This is a genomic window from Halomonas sp. CH40 (assembly GCA_041875495.1).
Classification (GTDB): domain Bacteria; phylum Pseudomonadota; class Gammaproteobacteria; order Pseudomonadales; family Halomonadaceae; genus Vreelandella.
The window spans coordinates 3,519,788-3,536,547 of sequence record CP112982.1 but is presented as its reverse complement, the minus strand read 5'-3'; the positions used below and the strand labels follow the sequence as shown (position 1 = coordinate 3,536,547).

Here is a 16,760-nt window from a genome sequence, read left to right as displayed (position 1 = left end):
GATTGGAATGGAGAACGGTGATGTCTCAAGCCCCTGAACCGCGCAAGACGCTCGATCCTGAACAGGTAGCGTTCTGGTTGGCCCGCCATCCCGACTTTTTTGTGGGCCGGGAAGGCCTGTTGCAGCAGCTCAAGGTGCCTCACCCCAATATCAACGGGGCGGCGGTGTCGCTGTTGGAACGTCTGGTAGTGGACCTGCGCCATCGCGCCGAATCCGCCGAAGGGCGGCTGGAGCAGCTGCTGGACACCGCCCGGCATACAGAAACCCAGTACCGCCGCCTGCGTGAAACCCTGCTGGCGCTGGTGGATGCCCAGGATCGCGACATGCTCGCCCAGGCGCTGGCGACCCAGATGAGCGAGCGCTTTGCGACACCGGCGCTGGCGCTGTGGTGCCCGGCGACGCTCAGCGATATGGAGCCCAGCCCGCCGCAGCCACCTCGCCACGTACTGGATCAACATGCCAGTACACGCCTGGCGGCGTTGCTTGATGGCCGCACCAGTCGTTGCGCCAAGCTGGGCGTCAGCGATTGGAAGTGCCTGCTACCGCATGTGGCCGCGCCTAACAAGGCCGGCTCCTGCGCGGTTACCCGGTTGAGTGCGGGCGAGCCGCTTGGCTATCTGCTGCTGGCAAGCCCCGACCCGGAACAGTATCGCGCCAGTATGGACACTCTGTTTACCGAGTATCTTGGGGATATCACCGCACGGCTGCTGGTGCGCCTGGGACCAGGCAACTGAAGCGCTTACTCACAGGAGATGATGTGACGGCATTGAACGCCCAGGTGGCCGCCTTTCTGACATCACTGGCCCAGCATGCCAGCCCGGCGACGCTGGATGCCTATCGCCGCGATCTGGCAGCGCTAGAGGCGTTTGCCCAAGCGCAGGGCATTGATGACGCCGCGCAATTGACTATGGCCAACCTGCGCGCCTTTCTGTCCAGCGAACGCAGCCGCGGCCTGGCCGCGCGCAGCCTGGCCCGGCGGCGCGCGGCGCTATCACGCTTTGCTGAGGACTGTGTGATGCGGGGTATTCTGGCCGATAACCCGGTGACCTTGCTGCGTACTCCCAAGACGCCCAGCCACCTGCCGCGCCCGCTGGATGTTGATGTGCTGGCTCGCTTTCTGGATACGCCCCATGATCAATCGCCGTTGGCCTATCGTGATCAGGCAATGCTGGAGTTGCTCTATTCCAGCGGCCTGCGCCTGGCGGAGCTGGCCGCACTTGATCTGGATGATCTGGAAACTCAACGCGTACGGGTGATGGGTAAAGGGGCCAAGCCGCGCCAGGTGCCGGTAGGGCGGCGCGCCCAGACGGCACTGGCCGCTTGGCAGCCGCACCGCTCCTTGCTGGCCAACGCCGATGAAACGGCCCTTTTTGTCGGCCAGCGCGGGCAGCGGTTGGGGCACAGGGCGATTCAGAAGCGTCTGGCGCAGTTGGCCGTCACGCGTGGCTTGCCTGAGCACCTGCATCCGCACCGGTTGCGCCATTCCTTCGCCAGCCATCTGCTCGAATCCAGTCAGGATCTGCGCGCTGTGCAGGAACTGCTCGGCCACGCCAACCTGTCCACCACCCAGGTGTACACCCGGCTGGATTGGCAGCACCTGGCCGCCAGCTATGACGCCGCGCACCCGCGTGCCCGTCGTCATTCCACGCCCCCTGATACTCCCCCTGAGGCATAAGCATGTTGCAAGCAATCACCTTTGATCTGGATGACACCTTGTGGGACAACCACGGCGTCATGGCGCGTACCGAAGAGGGACACTACCGCTGGCTGCTGGAGACTCTGGAAACCTGGCTGGCCGCGCGCCAGACAGCGCCATTGGGGTTAAACTACGCAGAAGGGTTGGCGGATTATCTGGCCCGTCGTCAGCAATTGGTGGTCGAGGTGCCAGAGCGGCGCGGTGATTTTACCTGGCTGCGCCTGCGTGCTCTGGAAGCCCAGCTGGAGGCCAGTGGGCTTGCACGCAGTACTGCCCTGATGTGGGCGGCAGCGGCAATGAACGAATTCCACCGTTTGCGGGTTCAGGTGTCCCCGCACCCGGAGGTCGCCCCCTTGCTAAGCACTCTGCGTCAGCGTTATCGGCTGGCCGCCATCACTAATGGTAATATCCATTTACAACGCCAGCCGCTGGCGGAGTATTTCCCCATTGCCATTGCTGCCGGTGAGTTGCTGGCCCCCAAGCCTGACCCAAAGCCTTTTTTGACGGCGCTCGAGCGGCTTGGCGTAGCCCCTGAGCAGGCGCTGCATGTTGGCGATTCCTGGGAGGAGGATGTGCTGCCCGCCCAGCGGCTGGGGATGCAGGCCGTTTGGGTCAGTGAAAGTGGCGATCAGGCGCTGCCAGAGCGAGTCGAGCGTATTGCTCACGTAAGAGAGTTGGCGGAGCTTTTGGCCTGGCTTGAAAAACGTCGCTGACAACAGGTTTATACGTCTTTGGGGAGAGCCAGCCACTGATCCAGACGCTGAGAAAGCGTTGTTATGCCGTCTTTTTTCAGCGCTGAAAAAAGCTGCACAGACACCAGATCTTCCCATTCGCGCAGCTGCGAGCGAACTTTTTGCAGTGACGCATTGGCGGGGCCTTTCTTCAGCTTATCGGCTTTAGTCAGTAGAATATGTACCGGCATGTCCCGTTTATCGGCAAACCCCAGCATCATCTGGTCGAATTCGGTTAATGGATGACGGACATCCATTAAGAGAACCAGGCCGCGCAGGGTGTTACGCCCGCGTAAATAATCAGCCAGGTGGTGCTGCCATTCCAGCTTGACGGCCTCAGGTACCTTGGCGTATCCATAACCGGGTAGGTCGACCAGCCGCTGGGAAGTCCCGTTCATCAGGCCGAAGTAGTTGATCAGCTGGGTGCGGCCGGGCGTCCGAGAGGTTCTGGCCAGCGCTTTTTGCTGGGTAAGTGCGTTGATTGCACTTGATTTTCCGGCATTCGACCGGCCTGCAAAAGCAACCTCAGTGCCACTGTCTTCAGGGCATTGGGCCAGGGTCGGGGCACTGGTTAAAAAGCGCGCAGTGGTATAGTTAAGAGCCGGAAAAGAAGCGGGTGATTCAGTCATCGGTGACATCCTGGCGAAAACAAAGCGCTAAAAAGCGCCATGAAGCATAACATGAGCACGAAAATTACCCCTAAAGCAGGTCAGGACTTGCATTCCCGCCGCTGGGGTGATTCGTTATAATACGGTTTGTTTATATCTGCGACCTAGGGCGCTAGTGTACCATTGCGCTCTAACCGCCAGCGACAATTCAGCCGGTGTCTTATCACCTGATTGTCGCGGCAGACAGAGCTGACCCTGGTAGTGTGCTGAACCCGGGCAGCGCCCGGGGTGCGTACCAGTCACCAACTAACGGCATAGTGGAATAGCAATGAGAAAGTTACTGGCAGGCCTAGCAATTACCATGGGTGCCGTTGGCACCGTCCAAGCCCAATCACAGGATTTACAGGTTAACGCTGACCCGAACGCCGGCCGTGAAATGGCCGCAAGCTGTGCGGCATGTCACGGCCAGCAAGGTATCAGTATGGTAGGTGCCTTCCCTAACCAGGCGGGCCAACAAATGTCTTATCTGGCCAAGCAGATTATGGATATTCGCGATGGTCGTCGTGAAGTCGCCCAGATGGCAGGTCAGGTCGATGACTTTTCTGATCAGGATGCCTGGGATGTCGCCGCTTACTTCGCCAATATGGATCCCAACGTTGGCCAGGCTGTAGATGACGCCGAGCTGCTGGAGCGTGGCGAGAATCTTTATCGTGCAGGCGATATAGGCAAAGGCATCCCAGCATGTACGGCGTGTCACTCGCCAACGGGTCAAGGCCTTGGTACCGCTGTTTATCCGGCGCTTTCCGGCCAGCACGCTGAATACACGGTATCGACCCTACAGGACTTCGCGGCTGGTATCCGCCACAATGACCCGAATGCCATCATGCGCGATATCGCCTCCAAGATGAGCGACCGCGACATGGAAGCTGTGGCTAACTATGTGTTGGGTCTGCATTAACGATTCTACGCAATAGCAGGTTAACCGGCGCGCTCTTCAAGAATACGGGCGATCAGAAGTGAACCATAAGACGGCCGAAGCGGTCTTATGGTTTGTTGTTTTTGCAGGTTTATCGGTCATTTGCTGAGTGGAGAAATTTGATGATGCTAAAAGCGCTGATGGTAGCGGCGACGGGACTGGTCTTTTCAACGGTGGCAGGTGCTCAGGAGCTGGTGGAAGGCCAGCACTATGAGCGCCTGGAAACGCCGGTGGAAACCGTCGTGGAAGAGGGGCAGATCGAGGTCACCGAAGCCTTCTGGTTCGGCTGCCCGCATTGCTATCGCCTGCAGTCATCCGTCACCGAGTGGTATGAAACCCTTGAGGATGATGTAAGCGTGGTCAAGATGCCGGCCACCATGGGCGGTGACTGGAACACGCATGCCACCGCGTTTTACGCGGCTGAGCAGCTTGGCATTGAAGATGACCTGCATGCTGATTTCTTCACAGCCATCCACGAAGACGGCCAGTCCTTGAACGATACCGATGACCTGGCTGCCTTCTTCGCCAACTATGGCGTCAGTGAAGAGGAAGCGCGTGACGCTCTGACCTCCTTTGGTGTACGCAGTGACGTCAGCCGCGCTCATAGCCGTATGCGTGACATGCAGCTGATGGGAGTGCCAGCGCTGATTATTGATGGCCAGTACCTGGTATCACCCAGCAGTGCGGGTAGCCTGGATAACATGCCCCAGATTGCCGAGACGCTGATTGCCCGTATTCGTGAAGAGCGCGCTGAGTGATAGCGTCTGAATGATCGAGCAAGGAAGACGTTGTTAACGGAGTGCCTGCCCACATGAGCCAACTGGATGCCCGGTTACCATCGCTTGCTGATGGCCACCTGCGTCTGCTGACGTTCAATCTGCAGGTGGGCATTCAGACGTCTGCCTATCATCATTATCTGACCCGTAGCTGGCAGCATCTACTTCCCCAGCGTGAGCGCAATCAACGTCTTGAGTTGATCAGCGAAGTGCTGGGGCGCTTTGATATTGTGGGCCTGCAGGAAGTGGATGGCGGCAGCTTTCGCTCTGGTCGTGTCAATCAGGTGCGCTACCTGGCAGAACGGGCGGGCTTCCCTAACCACTTTCAGCAGCTCAATCGCAATCTCGGGAAGATCGCCCAGCACAGCAACGGCCTGCTGTCGCGCCTCAAACCGACTCGCATTGAAGAACATCGTCTACCCGGTACCCTGCCGGGGCGTGGCGCCATTCATGCCCGCTTCGGAGAGGGGCCTGATGCGTTACATATCTTTGTTGCCCATCTTGCTCTGAGCCATCGCGGGCGTACCCGCCAGCTCAATTACCTGAGCGATCTGATTACCCCGCTGCGCCATGTGGTAGTCATGGGTGATCTGAACTGCACACCGGAACAGATTCATGCCCATGCACGTTTCAGCGAGTCCCTGCCGCTGCATCCAGTAAAACCGCTGCTTAGCTATCCTTCCTGGCAACCGCGCCGAGCGCTGGATCACATCCTGCTTTCGCGTAGCCTGGAAGCGGCGGAGGTGCAGGTGCTGGATCATCTGTTTTCTGACCATCTGCCGTTGGCAGTAGACCTTCCTCTGCCAACAGAATGCCTGGAAACTCTGAAAACAAGCTGCCCTGCCAGGGTATAGGCAGACGACGCTGCGTTGACCACGCGAACGCTGCGTGAATTGTTAACACTGCATTCTGGAAACAGATGAGGTATTGTCTCAGGCGCGGATTTTCCTAGACGCTGGATACGAGACGCTTCCCATGTCCCAGACTTCACAACTCCCCCCTCTGGTGCGCGCGCTGGATAGCGCTTCAGAGTGGTTCGGCCGCACCCTGGCCTGGCTGATCATTCTGATGATGCTGATTCAGTTTGCCATTGTGCTGCTACGCTACGTTTTTTCGGTCAATAGTGTCTTCATGCAGGAATTGGTCATGTATATGCACGCGGCTGTCTTCATGCTCGCCGCTGCATACACGCTTCGCCATGACGGGCATGTGCGTGTTGACATCTTCTATCGCAAGATGGCGCCCCGTCGACAGGCGTTGATCAACCTGTGCGGCATCGTTTTCCTGCTGATGCCGATCATGGTATTCATTATTGCCTCCAGTTTGGGGTATGTCAGCAATTCATGGCGAATACTTGAAAGCTCGCCAGATTACGGGGGCATTCCTGCGGTGTTTTTGCTTAAGACCCTGATTCCACTATTTGCACTTTTCATGATCATACAAGGCGCCATTGAACTGGTGCGCAATGCCTATATCCTGACGGGCCGGATTGTGCCGCCATCGGCAGATGCTGAACATCTAGAGGAGCGTGTCTGATGCTGGAATTCATGCCGCTTATTCTGTTTGCCGTCATCTGTATCGTATTGATGTTCGGCTTCCCGGTTGCCTTCTCGCTGTCGGGTACGGCACTGGCCTTTGCAGGCCTGGGGCTGGGGCTTGAAGCCATGGGCGTGGATGCCAACTTTGATGGTGGTTATCTGGCCGCCCTGCCAAACCGGCTATACGGCATCATGACCAATACCACCCTGCTGGCAGTGCCGCTGTTCGTGCTGATGGGGGTGCTGCTGGAAAAATCCAAGGTGGCGGAAACCCTACTGGATGCCATGGCGCTGCTGTTTGGTTCCCTGCGCGGCGGCCTGGGTATCTCGGTTACTCTGGTCGGCATGCTGATGGCCGCATCAACCGGCATTGTCGGCGCGACCGTGGTGACCATGGGGTTGATGTCGCTGCCGACCATGCTCAAGCGCAATTACTCCATGTCGCTGGCCACGGGCACCATCTGTGCCACGGGAACCCTTGGCCAGATTATTCCGCCATCCATTGCCTTGGTGCTACTGGGTGATGTCCTGTCTTCCGCTTATCAACAAGCCCAGCTGGATATGGGGATCTTCAGCCCCAAGACCGTTTCAGTGGGTGATCTGTTCATGGGCGCCCTGGTGCCTGGCCTGATTCTGGTGGTGCTGTATATGCTCTATATCGCGGCGACCGCTTGGCTACGCCCGCATATGGCACCGCCTGCGGATCGTCAGGAGTTGATGGAGGAACTTGGCCACACCTCCGGCATCGGCTGGCTGCTGCTCAAGGGCCTGGTGCCGCCTGTGGTGCTGATTGTTGCTGTGTTGGGTTCCATCCTGAGCGGTTTTGCCACCCCGACAGAAGCTTCTGCGGTGGGCGCCTTTGGTGCCCTGGTGCTGGCCCTGGCCTACCGTCAGCTTGATCTTGCTACGCTGAAAGACGTCCTGCGCTCCACGACCCACGTCACCACCATGGTGTTCATGATCCTGATTGGTGCGGCGCTGTTTTCGCTGGTCTTTCGTGCCTATGGCGGCGAACACATGGTCACTGAGCTGTTTGAAGGTATGCCGGGCGGTGTAGTCGGGGCAACCATCATCGTGATGCTGGTGATCTTCCTGCTGGGCTTTATCCTTGATTTTATTGAGATCACTTTTGTAGTGGTGCCAATTGTCGGGCCTATTCTGCTGGCCATGGGGCTGGATCCGATCTGGCTGGGCATCATGATTGCGATCAACCTGCAAACCTCGTTTTTGACACCGCCGTTTGGCTTTGCGCTGTTTTACCTGCGCGGCGTTGCGCCGCCATCAGTGCCCACATCGGCGATCTACCGTGGCGTGATTCCTTTCATCCTGATTCAGTTAGGCATGCTGTTGATGCTGGCGCTTTACCCTGGGCTGGCGACCTGGTTGCCCAGCCAGTTTGGCTAAATCGCCTTAGATTCAGGTTAAAACGCTCAACGAGAAACCATAAGGTTGAGTTGAAAGTGGAGGCTGCTATCAACGCTGTCTCATGGCAAGCTTGACTGGTTTCAATGTGGTGCATTTTAATTTTATTTAGCCGCCTGCTGCACTGTCATGCAGCAGGCGCTGATGATCAAGCGCCAGGTGTACGCGGCTATCTGATAGCGTACACATTACCCGAAAAACACTCATAACAAGGGGTTTACATGCAAGTTAAAACACTGACCGCCGCCGTGGCCATGACCACCGCCATGTCCGCAGGCCTGCTGGTAGTATCCAGCCTGGATAATCAGGCTCAGGCCCAGGAAACCTTCAGCTGGAAGATGGTAACCTCGTGGCCGAAAAACTTTCCGGGCGTGGGCCAAGGGCCAGAGCGCCTGGCAGAATTGGTTGATGAAATGTCAGATGGCCGTCTGACCATCGAAGTCTTTGGGGCTGGCCAGCTGGTGCCGGGCTTTGAAGTGTTTGATGCCGTCTCCGATGGCACCGCAGAGCTGGGCCATTCCGCGTCCTACTACTGGAAAGGCAAGGCCCCTGAAGCCCAGTTCTTTGCCGCAGTGCCGTTTGGCATGAACGCCCAGGAAATGAACGCCTGGTTGCACTTCGGCGGCGGCATGGAGCTTTGGAACGAAGTCTATGAGCCCTTCGGTGTTGATGTCATGGTGGCGGGTGCCTCCGGCGTGCAGATGGGTGGCTGGTACAACAAGGAAATCAATTCCCTTGACGACCTTGATGGCCTGAAAATGCGTATGCCAGGCCTGGGCGGCGAAGTCATGAGCCGTATGGGCGTGGCTATCGTTAACATGCCGGGCGGGGAGATTTTCACCTCGCTGCAATCCGGTGCCATTGATGCTACCGAGTGGATTGGCCCCTACAACGACCTGGCGTTTGGCCTCCATCAGGCGGCTGATTATTACTACTATCCGGGTTGGCACGAGCCGACCGTGATGTTTGAAACCATCGTCAACGAAGAGGCGCTGGCCGAACTGCCCAGCGACCTGCAGGCGATCCTGACCACAGCGGTGCGTGATATCAACGCCAACGTGCTGGATGAATATACCGCACGTAACAACGATGCGCTGGAAACCCTGGTCAACGAACATGAGGTTGAATTGCGGCGTATTCCTGATGATGTACTGGCCCAAGCACGAGAGTATTCAGACGATGTGATTGCTGAGCTGGCAGAATCCAGCGATCTGGCTACACGCATTTATGAGTCCTACAGCACCTTCCAGGATAAGGTTGTCAACTACCACGCCATTTCCGAGCAGGCGTATTACAACGCCCGCAACCCGGAAGGCGATACCACCGAGTAAATTTTTCGGCGGTAATGAGGACGGCTGCCTGAGGGTGGCCGTTTTTTTATCTGGCGCTTTTGTATGGCTACTTTTTATATCTGTGTATAACCTGCCGCCGGCTTGTGTAGGCGGGCCTGTCAAATGGAAGGTGAACAAGGATCTCTTATGGCAACTCAACCGGCATCTTCAGGTGCGTCATCAATCAACAATGTCTTGACCATTGCAGGCTCTGACCCTTCCGGTGGAGCCGGCATCCAGGCGGATCTGAAAACCTTTTCGGCTTTGGGCACCTACGGTACCAGTGTGATTACCGCGCTGACGGCGCAAAATACCCAGGGTGTGCGCGGTGTCTTTCCTGTGCCTGCATCGTTTATCGCTGAACAGCTTGAAACCCTGCTGGATGACGTGGCACTGGATGCGGTGAAAATCGGTATGGTCGCCAGCCGTGAGGTGGCGGAAGTGATTGCCGACTGTATAGGGCGTCAGCGCCCGCGCTGGGTGGTGTTGGACCCGGTCATGGTAGCGAAAAGCGGCGATGTGCTGGTGGATGATGCGGGCATCCGGGCGGTACGCGACATCCTGATACCGCTGGCTGATGTAATTACCCCCAACCTGCCAGAAGCCGCAGTATTGCTGGGCGGTGACACGCCGGGATCAACCGCTGAAATGGAGGCTGTCATGCCCGCGCTGCGTCGTCTGGGCGCGCCTTATGTGATGCTCAAAGGTGGCCATTTGCAGGGCGCTGACTGCTCAGACCTGTTAGCGACCCCGCAGGGTACTACCTGGCTACCGGCGCCTCGACTGGCAACCGATAATCTTCACGGGACAGGGTGCTCGCTGTCGTCCGCCATCACCGCCTGCCTGGCCAGACAGCCCAGCGAGGCGCCGGTGGAAGACGCCATTCGCGTTGCCAAACAGTGGCTGCATGCTGCGTTGGAAGCCAGCACACGGCTTAACGTTGGCAAGGGCCGCGGCCCCGTGCATCATTTTCATGAATGGTGGTAGTTGGTAGGAATGGAGTTGTGAATAGTGAGGCGTGAGGCGTGAGGCGTGAGGCGTGAATAGTGAATAGTGGGCCACCCCAGCCGCGTCGTGAATAGTGAGCCGCCCCAATTCCGTCATTCCGGCGTGCCGCCGCCACCCCGTCATTCCGGCGCGCCGCCACCACCCCGTCATTCCCGCATGCTTTTAGCGGGAATCCATCTTGACCTTGGTTTTGGGGCTGCATTGACAAAGGTCAAGGTGGATTCCCGATTACCCCCTCGGGAATGGGCTCTTCGTCGTTGGGTGTGGAATTCGCCCCCTGAGCTGAGCCAGAATATTGCCTCCATATTAGCAGGAGGTACGACATGGACGGCACCCAGATTTTAACACTCGGCCTTGGCCTGGAAGCGCCCTGGATTCTCAAGGATCAGCACCTGGATACCGCTGCGTCGCCTCACCGCCTGGAGCTGTATGTCGAGGCGGAGCGTGGCAGCCTCTATCCCTGTCCAGAGTGCGGTAAGGCCTGCCAAGCCCACGACTTTGCTGACAAAACCTGGCGACATCTGAACTTCTTTCAGCACCATTGTTACTTGCATGCTCGCGTCCCTCGTACAAAGTGTCCTGAACATGGCGTCAAACGCATAAAGGTGCCCTGGGCGCGGCCCGGCAGTGACTTTACCCTGTTGTTCGAGCAGGCGGCCATGTCGCTCGTCAAGGAGATGCCAGTGCTGGCTGTCTCCCGGCAGTTGGAGATTTCCGACAAACGACTATGGCGCATCGTGCACCACTACGTGAACCGCATGCTGGGAGAGCTGGATCTGTCCAATGTGACCATGGTTGGCGTGGACGAAACCGCGTCCCGACGCGGGCATCGTTACGTCACCGTGTTCCTCGATATGCAGCGCAAGCAGGAACCGGTGATTTTCGCTGTTCCAGGCTGCGGCAAGGACACCATCAAGGCGTTCAGTGCCTTCCTGGCGGCTCATGGTGGCGATGTGGACAATGTGGTCGAGGTTGTCTGTGACATGTCACCTGCTTTCCTTAGTGGCGTCACCGAGTCTCTTCCCAAGGCGGAGGTAACGGTCGACTGGTTCCATATCGTGCAGACCTTCACCAAGCGACTGGACGAGGTGCGCAAGAAAGAACGCCGCGAGCAGAAACACCCCAAGTCGCTGCGCTGGGCACTGTTGAAGAGCCTGGAAAATGAGAACCACACACCTAAACAGATATCGGCACTTCAGGAGCTGGTTGCCGATCAGAGCGCCACGGCCGATGCTTGGGTGATCAAGGAAAAGTTAAGCTGGATCCAGAAAGCGTCAACGCCCAGGGCAGCGCGTTGGCGGATCACGAACTACCTAAAAATCATGAAAGCAGCAGTTTCTGAGAAGCCTCTACTGAAGCCGATGGGGAAAGCGCTGGAGACACTTGAGCGACACGCTAAAGCGGTAGTCAGGCGCTGGCACTCGGGGCTGACAAACGCGCGACTAGAAGGAATGAACGGCCTGTTTCAGGCGGCTCGTTCACGTGCACGGGGCTACCGAAATGAAGCTAATTTCATTGCTATGATTTACCTGATTGGTAGCCCGGTGGGCCGCCTGCTTGATCAGGCCAAATCCACATGAAATGACGAAGAGCCCGGGAATGACAGTACTGCGGGGAAGTCGGGAATGACAGTTTGCGGGGAAGTCGGGAATGTCAGTTTTGTGGGAATTTGGGAATGACGGTGTGGGGGAGTATCGAGAATCGTGCTTATGCGGAACTTATACGCTGAATAATGGTAAGTATAAGAGTCTTTAATTACCGTCGGTGGAGGTTTTATGTGGATTCATAAACGTCTTACAGCTTGGCTGATAGCTGGGCTGCTTCTGGCCACAACCGCAATGGCACAGGCGGAAAGCGTCACCGAGAACGGCGAGTCTTTCAGCCGCACGGTAGAAGAAAATGGCCAGCGCTATGAGCTGTTAGGCAGCGGTGTGTTCAAGTATATGATCTGGACGGCCTATGCCGGGGCCTACTATCAGGGTGAAGGTGTTACAGACCCTCAGCCGCTGAGCGAGGTACCAAGGCGCCTGGAGCTGGCGTATTTTCATGATATTGACGCCGAAGATTTCGCCGAAGCCACGCTGGAAACTATCCAGAAAAACCTGACGTTGTATGAATTCAATCAGGTCAAAGACGATATCGAAGCCCTGAACGCCCGCTATCGCAGTGTGGAAGAGGGTGACCGCTATGTACTCAGCTGGGATGGCGAGCAGCTGCGGCTGGCCCTGAACGGTGAGGTGTTGTTTGAAGGCGGCGATGCGGATGCGGCCAGCGCCATGTTTGGCATCTGGTTGGGTGAAACGCCACTTGGCGAAGATTTTCGTGATGAACTGCTGGCACGCCAATAGTCCGGCTATTTAGATGAACTCTTTGGGGCAATATGAAGGCATTGATACAGCGAGTGACGCGGGCCAGCGTTGAGGTTGAGGGCAGGACTGTAGGCCAGATTGACCAAGGGCTGCTGGTGCTGGTGGGAGTGGAAAAAGGCGATGACCAAGCCCGTGCCGATAACCTGCTGCATAAGCTTTTGAACTACCGCGTGTTCAGCGATGCACAAGGTAAGATGAACCTCAATGTTCAGCAGGCAGGCGGTAGCTTGCTACTGGTTTCCCAGTTCACCCTGGCCGCCAGCACCCGCAAAGGCCTGCGGCCGAGTTTTTCCAGCGCCGCCCCGCCGGAGGAAGGCGAGCGGCTGTTCAATTATCTGGTGGCCCAGGCGCAATCAGGGGATGTGCCGGTGGCCACCGGAGAGTTCGGCGCCAATATGCAGGTCGCGCTGGTTAACGATGGCCCCGTTACCTTTATGCTTGAAAGCTGACGACTGCCTTAACCCTTTTCAGCTTCCAGTAAGTCCGCCTCAGCGGCTTCAAGTTCTTCCTCGGCGGCTAGCCAGCGCTGTTCGGCGTCATCCAGGCGGGCTTTGATATCTGCCTGTTTGGCCAGTGCGTTAGTCAGCTCCGCTTTGCGGCTGGCATCGGTGTATAGCGCCGGGTCAGCCAGCTGTTCTTCCAGTGTCGTCAGGGCATTTTGTTCCTTTTCCATGGCTTTTTCGGCCTGATCACGCACCTTTTTGATCGGCCTGAGCTTTTCGCGCATCTCTGCAGCGGCTTTACGCGCCGCCTTGCGCGCTTCGCGGCTGTCTCCACTGGCTTGTTGATCCTGGCGCTCACTCTTGTCACTGCGGGCATCGCGGCGTTGTGATTCAAGGCGCTCTTTCAGCCATTGGCGGTAGTCGTCCAGGTCGCCATCAAAGGGCTCAACCCTGTGGTCGGCCACGCGCCAGAATTCATCCACGCTGGCGCGCAGCAGATGGCGGTCGTGGGAGACCAGAATAACGGTGCCCTCGAAGCTGGCCAGCGCCTCGGTCAGCGCTTCGCGCATTTCCAGGTCAAGGTGGTTGGTAGGCTCGTCAAGCAGCAGCAGGTTAGGTTTCTGCCAGGCCACCAGCGCCAGTGCCAGGCGGGCTTTTTCGCCGCCGGAGAAAGTGGCTACCTCGCCAAAGGCATCGTCTCCGGCAAAGCCAAAACCGCCGAGAAAGTTGCGGATGTCCTGGTCGCTGGCGGTAGGCGACAGGCGCTGAACGTGCATGAAAGGGGTCGCGTTGATATCCAGGCTTTCCAACTGATGTTGGGCAAAGTACCCAATCTTCAGGTGCTCGCCGGGGACGCGCTTGCCTGCCAGCAGGGGCAGTTGGCCAATCAGGCTCTTGATCAGGGTGGATTTACCCGCCCCATTTGGGCCCAGCAGGCCGATCCGGCTGCCGGGTAATAGCGTGACGTTGACCTTATCCAGCTGGACGATATCACCCTCTCTACTTTGGTAACCCAGCTGGGCCTGATCCAGCACTAATAAGGGGTGCGAGGTTTTATCGGCGGCAGGCAGGCGAAAGTGGAAAGGCGAATCCACATGGGCAATGGCAATATCGCCCATGCGCTCAAGCATCTTGACCCGGCTTTGGGCCTGGCGGGCCTTGGTGGCCTGGGCCTTGAAGCGGTTGATAAATCGCTCGATCTCTTCGCGCCGAGCCTGCTGCTTGGCCGCTTCTGCGCGCTGCAAGGCGAGTTTTTCAGCCCGGGTGCGTTCAAAGCGCGAGTAGTTGCCCCGGTAGAGCTCTACGCTTTGCTGGTGCATATGCACAATATGGTCACAGACGGCGTCGAGAAAATCACGATCATGGGAAATCAGCAGCAAGGTGCCCGGGTAGCGGGTCAGCCACTGTTCCAGCCACAGCAGGGCATCAAGATCCAGGTGGTTGGTAGGCTCATCGAGTAGCAGAAGGTCAGATGGCATGAACAGGGTGCGGGCCAGGTTGACGCGCATGCGCCAACCGCCGGAAAAATCGGACAGCGGACGCTGCAGATCCGCCTGTACAAACCCCAGGCCGACCAGTAGCTGAGCGGCGCGTGATTCTGCGCGGTAGCCGTCCAGGGTTTCAATCAGGCCATGCAGCTCCGCTTCGCGGTGGGCGGCCCCTGAGACCTGGGCCTCCGCCAGGTCGGCTTGTGCCCGGCGCAAGGCGATGTCACCGTCCAACACATAATCGATAATGGCGCGGTCAAGGGCATCCACTTCCTGGGCCATGTGGGCAATGCGCTGATTGCCGCTCATTTCAATCTCGCCCTGATCCACGCCCAGTTCGCCCAGCAAGAGCTTGAACAGGCTGGATTTGCCCGCGCCATTGGCGCCGATAATGCCGGCTTTAACGCCATCGTTGAGAGTAAGGTCAGCGTTATCGAGTAGCCGTTGTGTGCCGCGTTGTAGCGCGACCTGGCGCAGTGCGATCATGCGTTCTCCCGAAAAGAGGTTAGCGATTGATGGACAATTCTACCCGATTGACAGCGCTTCAGCAGGATTCCCTGTGGGCCTTTGCTCTGCGTTTTTATGCCTTGCCGGATGTCGAGGCCGCTTTTCTGTGCCTGCAGGATGAAGAGGGTGTGGATGTGTGTGAAGTATTATTTCATAGCTGGCTATTTATTTATGGCTTTGAAGCGAATCCTCAAGCGCTAGCCATTGAGCGGCGTGAAAGAAGCCGCTGGCAAACGGATATCACCGCCGTGTTGCGTCAGCTTCGTCAAGCGTTAAAGCATGATGCCGTAAGGGCTGGAGCGGATTCCAGCGTGGCGGAACTGCGCAACACCATTAAAAAGGCAGAGTTGTTGGCCGAGCGTGAAAACCTTCAACGCTGGCAGGAGTGGGGGCAATGCCATGAACAGGCAATGAAGAGCCTGTCTAGCGAATCACGATCAACGCAAGAGCTTGCAGAATGGTTGAAATTGCATGCTTTTTCGTCACATTTAGATAATATTAGTAATTCATCAATTAATTCTTCATCTGTTGCCGATAATGCCTGGTCAATCATCGCGTCGCGGCTTGACCCCTTGATAAGGGCGCGCTAGCCTGAAAATTAGTTAGTTTTGTTTGATGCTGAGAATGAACTGGCGCAGTCCAACGTATATTGTTGAATATTAAATATTAGTAGGATTGCTTTATAACATTTAACACTGTTGCTGTTTGCTTCAGGATCAAAACAGATTAATGTGAAGTGAGTCATTGCGAACCGTTATTGCAAGTAATCACTGCACACCATTGGAACGGGGAATAACGCATGAAGTCGAATAAGTCTGTTACTACCAAGCTACTTACTACGGCAAGCGTAAGCGCTTTATTGCTGGGTCTTTCATCTGCTGCCTCTGCGGAAAACTGGCGTTACGCCCATGAAGAATATGAAGGCGACGTACAGGATGTATTTGCCTATGCGTTCAAAGAATATATTGAAGAAAATTCCGAGCATAGCGTTCAAGTCTATCGTTTTGGCGAGCTGGGCGAGTCTGATGACATCATGTCACAGACACAAAGTGGTATTCTGCAATTTGTTAATCAGTCGCCCGGTTTTACCGGTGCCTTGATCCCGGAAGCACAGATCTTTTTTATTCCTTATCTGATGCCTACGGATATGGACACGGTGCTTGAATTCTTTGACGAGAGTAAGGCAATCAATGAAATGTTCCCCGAGCTCTACGCCGAACATGGGCTAGAGCTGCTTCAGATGTATCCTGAAGGTGAAATGGTCGTCACGGCTGATGAGCCAATCACGTCGCCCGAAGACTTTGATAACAAGAAAATTCGCACCATGACCAACCCGTTGTTGGCCGAAACTTACAGTGCTTTTGGTGCTACGCCGACACCGTTGCCCTGGGGTGAAGTCTATGGTGGCCTGCAGACGGGCATTATCGATGGTCAGGAAAATCCGATTTTCTGGATTGAATCCGGTGGTCTGTATGAAGTGTCTCCTCACCTGACGTTTACCAGCCATGGTTGGTTCACAACTGCCATGATGGCCAATCAGGATTTTTACGAAGGCTTGTCCGAAGAAGATCAGCAACTGGTGCAAGCGGCTTCTGATGCGGCCTATGAGCACACCATTGAGCACATTCAAGGTCTTTCCGAAGAGTCGCTTGAAAAAATCCAGGCAGCTTCAGATGAAGTTACTGTCACCCGCCTGAATGACGAACAGATTGAAGCTTTCAAGCAGCGCGCCCCCCAGGTTGAAGAAGAATTCATTGAAATGACCGGCGAGCAAGGTGAGGAGCTGCTGAATCAGTTCAAGGCTGATCTCAAGGCGGTTCAGCAAGATGAGGCTTCTGAGGAAGTCGAGACAAACCAGGGAAATTGAT

The 16,760-nt window shown here is 56.7% G+C and carries 17 protein-coding genes; 15 read left to right on the top strand and 2 right to left on the bottom strand.

What is annotated here, in order from left to right:
• The first annotated feature begins 20 nt into the window (after positions 1–20).
• From OR573_16115 to OR573_16105, 3 genes are read left to right on the top strand one after another with little or no spacing between them, the layout of a single operon-like run.
• Positions 21–734 (top strand): DUF484 family protein, encoded by a 714-nt coding sequence (locus OR573_16115; GenBank protein XGA79975.1) that lies wholly within the window; start codon positions 21–23, stop codon positions 732–734.
• Positions 735–766: 32 nt separating this feature from the next.
• Entirely contained in the window at positions 767–1,675 is a 909-nt protein-coding gene (locus tag OR573_16110; protein XGA81776.1) for a tyrosine recombinase XerC, read from the top strand.
• The gene (locus OR573_16105) at positions 1,672–2,409 is read left to right on the top strand and encodes an HAD family hydrolase (GenBank protein ID XGA81775.1); all 738 of its coding nucleotides are present in this window, start codon (positions 1,672–1,674) and stop codon (positions 2,407–2,409) included. The genes OR573_16110 and OR573_16105 overlap by 4 nt, the downstream gene beginning before the upstream one ends.
• A gap of 8 nt (positions 2,410–2,417) precedes the next feature.
• On the opposite strand, the gene yihA is transcribed toward OR573_16105, so the two are convergent.
• Complete coding sequence (yihA, locus tag OR573_16100; GenBank protein XGA79974.1) at positions 2,418–3,065, bottom strand: ribosome biogenesis GTP-binding protein YihA/YsxC; 648 nt, start codon at positions 3,063–3,065, stop codon at positions 2,418–2,420.
• 298 nt (positions 3,066–3,363) lie between these two features.
• Here yihA and OR573_16095 point away from each other — a divergent pair, with 298 nt between their 5' ends.
• The 10 genes from OR573_16095 to dtd all read left to right on the top strand — a co-directional run bounded on the left by OR573_16095 (position 3,364) and on the right by dtd (position 12,904).
• Positions 3,364–3,993, top strand: a complete 630-nt coding sequence (locus tag OR573_16095; GenBank protein ID XGA79973.1) for a c-type cytochrome — start codon at positions 3,364–3,366, stop codon at positions 3,991–3,993.
• Positions 3,994–4,136: 143 nt separating this feature from the next.
• Positions 4,137–4,769, top strand: coding sequence for a thiol:disulfide interchange protein DsbA/DsbL (locus OR573_16090; protein ID XGA81774.1), 633 nt, complete (start codon positions 4,137–4,139; stop codon positions 4,767–4,769).
• 53 nt (positions 4,770–4,822) lie between these two features.
• Positions 4,823–5,641, top strand: a complete 819-nt coding sequence (locus tag OR573_16085) for an endonuclease/exonuclease/phosphatase family protein (protein ID XGA79972.1) — start codon at positions 4,823–4,825, stop codon at positions 5,639–5,641.
• A 121-nt stretch (positions 5,642–5,762) separates the two neighbouring features.
• Complete coding sequence (locus OR573_16080) at positions 5,763–6,323, top strand: TRAP transporter small permease subunit (GenBank protein XGA79971.1); 561 nt, start codon at positions 5,763–5,765, stop codon at positions 6,321–6,323.
• The gene (locus OR573_16075; protein XGA79970.1) at positions 6,323–7,729 is read left to right on the top strand and encodes a TRAP transporter large permease subunit; all 1,407 of its coding nucleotides are present in this window, start codon (positions 6,323–6,325) and stop codon (positions 7,727–7,729) included. Before OR573_16080 ends, OR573_16075 begins: the two co-directional genes overlap by 1 nt.
• Before the next feature lie 239 nt (positions 7,730–7,968).
• Entirely contained in the window at positions 7,969–9,078 is a 1,110-nt protein-coding gene (locus OR573_16070) for a TRAP transporter substrate-binding protein (protein XGA79969.1), read from the top strand.
• Positions 9,079–9,225: 147 nt separating this feature from the next.
• A complete protein-coding gene (gene thiD, locus OR573_16065) occupies positions 9,226–10,065 on the top strand; it encodes a bifunctional hydroxymethylpyrimidine kinase/phosphomethylpyrimidine kinase (GenBank protein XGA79968.1) in 840 nt (279 codons plus the stop codon).
• Between the two features lie 344 nt (positions 10,066–10,409).
• Entirely contained in the window at positions 10,410–11,666 is a 1,257-nt protein-coding gene (locus tag OR573_16060) for an ISL3 family transposase (GenBank protein XGA79967.1), read from the top strand.
• A gap of 195 nt (positions 11,667–11,861) precedes the next feature.
• Positions 11,862–12,434: a chalcone isomerase family protein gene (locus OR573_16055; GenBank protein ID XGA79966.1), complete on the top strand. Its 573-nt coding sequence runs from the start codon at positions 11,862–11,864 to the stop codon at positions 12,432–12,434.
• Between the two features lie 32 nt (positions 12,435–12,466).
• Entirely contained in the window at positions 12,467–12,904 is a 438-nt protein-coding gene (gene dtd / locus OR573_16050) for a D-aminoacyl-tRNA deacylase (protein XGA79965.1), read from the top strand.
• Positions 12,905–12,912: 8 nt separating this feature from the next.
• Here dtd and OR573_16045 read toward each other — a convergent pair whose 3' ends face one another.
• Positions 12,913–14,871 carry an ATP-binding cassette domain-containing protein gene (locus tag OR573_16045; GenBank protein XGA79964.1) on the bottom strand — a complete coding sequence of 653 codons (1,959 nt, stop codon included), beginning with the start codon at positions 14,869–14,871 and terminating at the stop codon, positions 12,913–12,915.
• Between the two features lie 29 nt (positions 14,872–14,900).
• On the opposite strand from OR573_16045, the gene OR573_16040 reads away from it, so the two are divergent.
• Together OR573_16040 and dctP are read left to right on the top strand one after the other, a co-directional pair.
• The gene (locus OR573_16040) at positions 14,901–15,482 is read left to right on the top strand and encodes a TIGR02444 family protein (GenBank protein ID XGA79963.1); all 582 of its coding nucleotides are present in this window, start codon (positions 14,901–14,903) and stop codon (positions 15,480–15,482) included.
• Between the two features lie 209 nt (positions 15,483–15,691).
• Entirely contained in the window at positions 15,692–16,759 is a 1,068-nt protein-coding gene (gene dctP / locus OR573_16035) for a TRAP transporter substrate-binding protein DctP (protein XGA79962.1), read from the top strand.
• The last annotated feature ends 1 nt before the right edge of the window (position 16,760 follow it).

What these genes read in the sequence shown, in the direction of transcription:
- dctP (XGA79962.1), top strand. Translation starts at nt 15,692, where the DNA reads ATGAAGTCGAATAAGTCTGTTACTACCAAGCTACTTACTACGGCAAGC.
- OR573_16085 (XGA79972.1), top strand. Translation starts at nt 4,823, where the DNA reads ATGAGCCAACTGGATGCCCGGTTACCATCGCTTGCTGATGGCCACCTG.
- OR573_16045 (XGA79964.1), bottom strand. Translation starts at nt 14,871, where the DNA reads ATGATCGCACTGCGCCAGGTCGCGCTACAACGCGGCACACAACGGCTA.
- dtd (XGA79965.1), top strand. Translation starts at nt 12,467, where the DNA reads ATGAAGGCATTGATACAGCGAGTGACGCGGGCCAGCGTTGAGGTTGAG.
- thiD (XGA79968.1), top strand. Translation starts at nt 9,226, where the DNA reads ATGGCAACTCAACCGGCATCTTCAGGTGCGTCATCAATCAACAATGTC.
- OR573_16080 (XGA79971.1), top strand. Translation starts at nt 5,763, where the DNA reads ATGTCCCAGACTTCACAACTCCCCCCTCTGGTGCGCGCGCTGGATAGC.
- OR573_16070 (XGA79969.1), top strand. Translation starts at nt 7,969, where the DNA reads ATGCAAGTTAAAACACTGACCGCCGCCGTGGCCATGACCACCGCCATG.
- OR573_16040 (XGA79963.1), top strand. Translation starts at nt 14,901, where the DNA reads ATGGACAATTCTACCCGATTGACAGCGCTTCAGCAGGATTCCCTGTGG.
- OR573_16115 (XGA79975.1), top strand. Translation starts at nt 21, where the DNA reads ATGTCTCAAGCCCCTGAACCGCGCAAGACGCTCGATCCTGAACAGGTA.
- yihA (XGA79974.1), bottom strand. Translation starts at nt 3,065, where the DNA reads ATGTCACCGATGACTGAATCACCCGCTTCTTTTCCGGCTCTTAACTAT.
- OR573_16055 (XGA79966.1), top strand. Translation starts at nt 11,862, where the DNA reads ATGTGGATTCATAAACGTCTTACAGCTTGGCTGATAGCTGGGCTGCTT.
- OR573_16090 (XGA81774.1), top strand. Translation starts at nt 4,137, where the DNA reads ATGCTAAAAGCGCTGATGGTAGCGGCGACGGGACTGGTCTTTTCAACG.
- OR573_16095 (XGA79973.1), top strand. Translation starts at nt 3,364, where the DNA reads ATGAGAAAGTTACTGGCAGGCCTAGCAATTACCATGGGTGCCGTTGGC.
- OR573_16075 (XGA79970.1), top strand. Translation starts at nt 6,323, where the DNA reads ATGCTGGAATTCATGCCGCTTATTCTGTTTGCCGTCATCTGTATCGTA.
- OR573_16060 (XGA79967.1), top strand. Translation starts at nt 10,410, where the DNA reads ATGGACGGCACCCAGATTTTAACACTCGGCCTTGGCCTGGAAGCGCCC.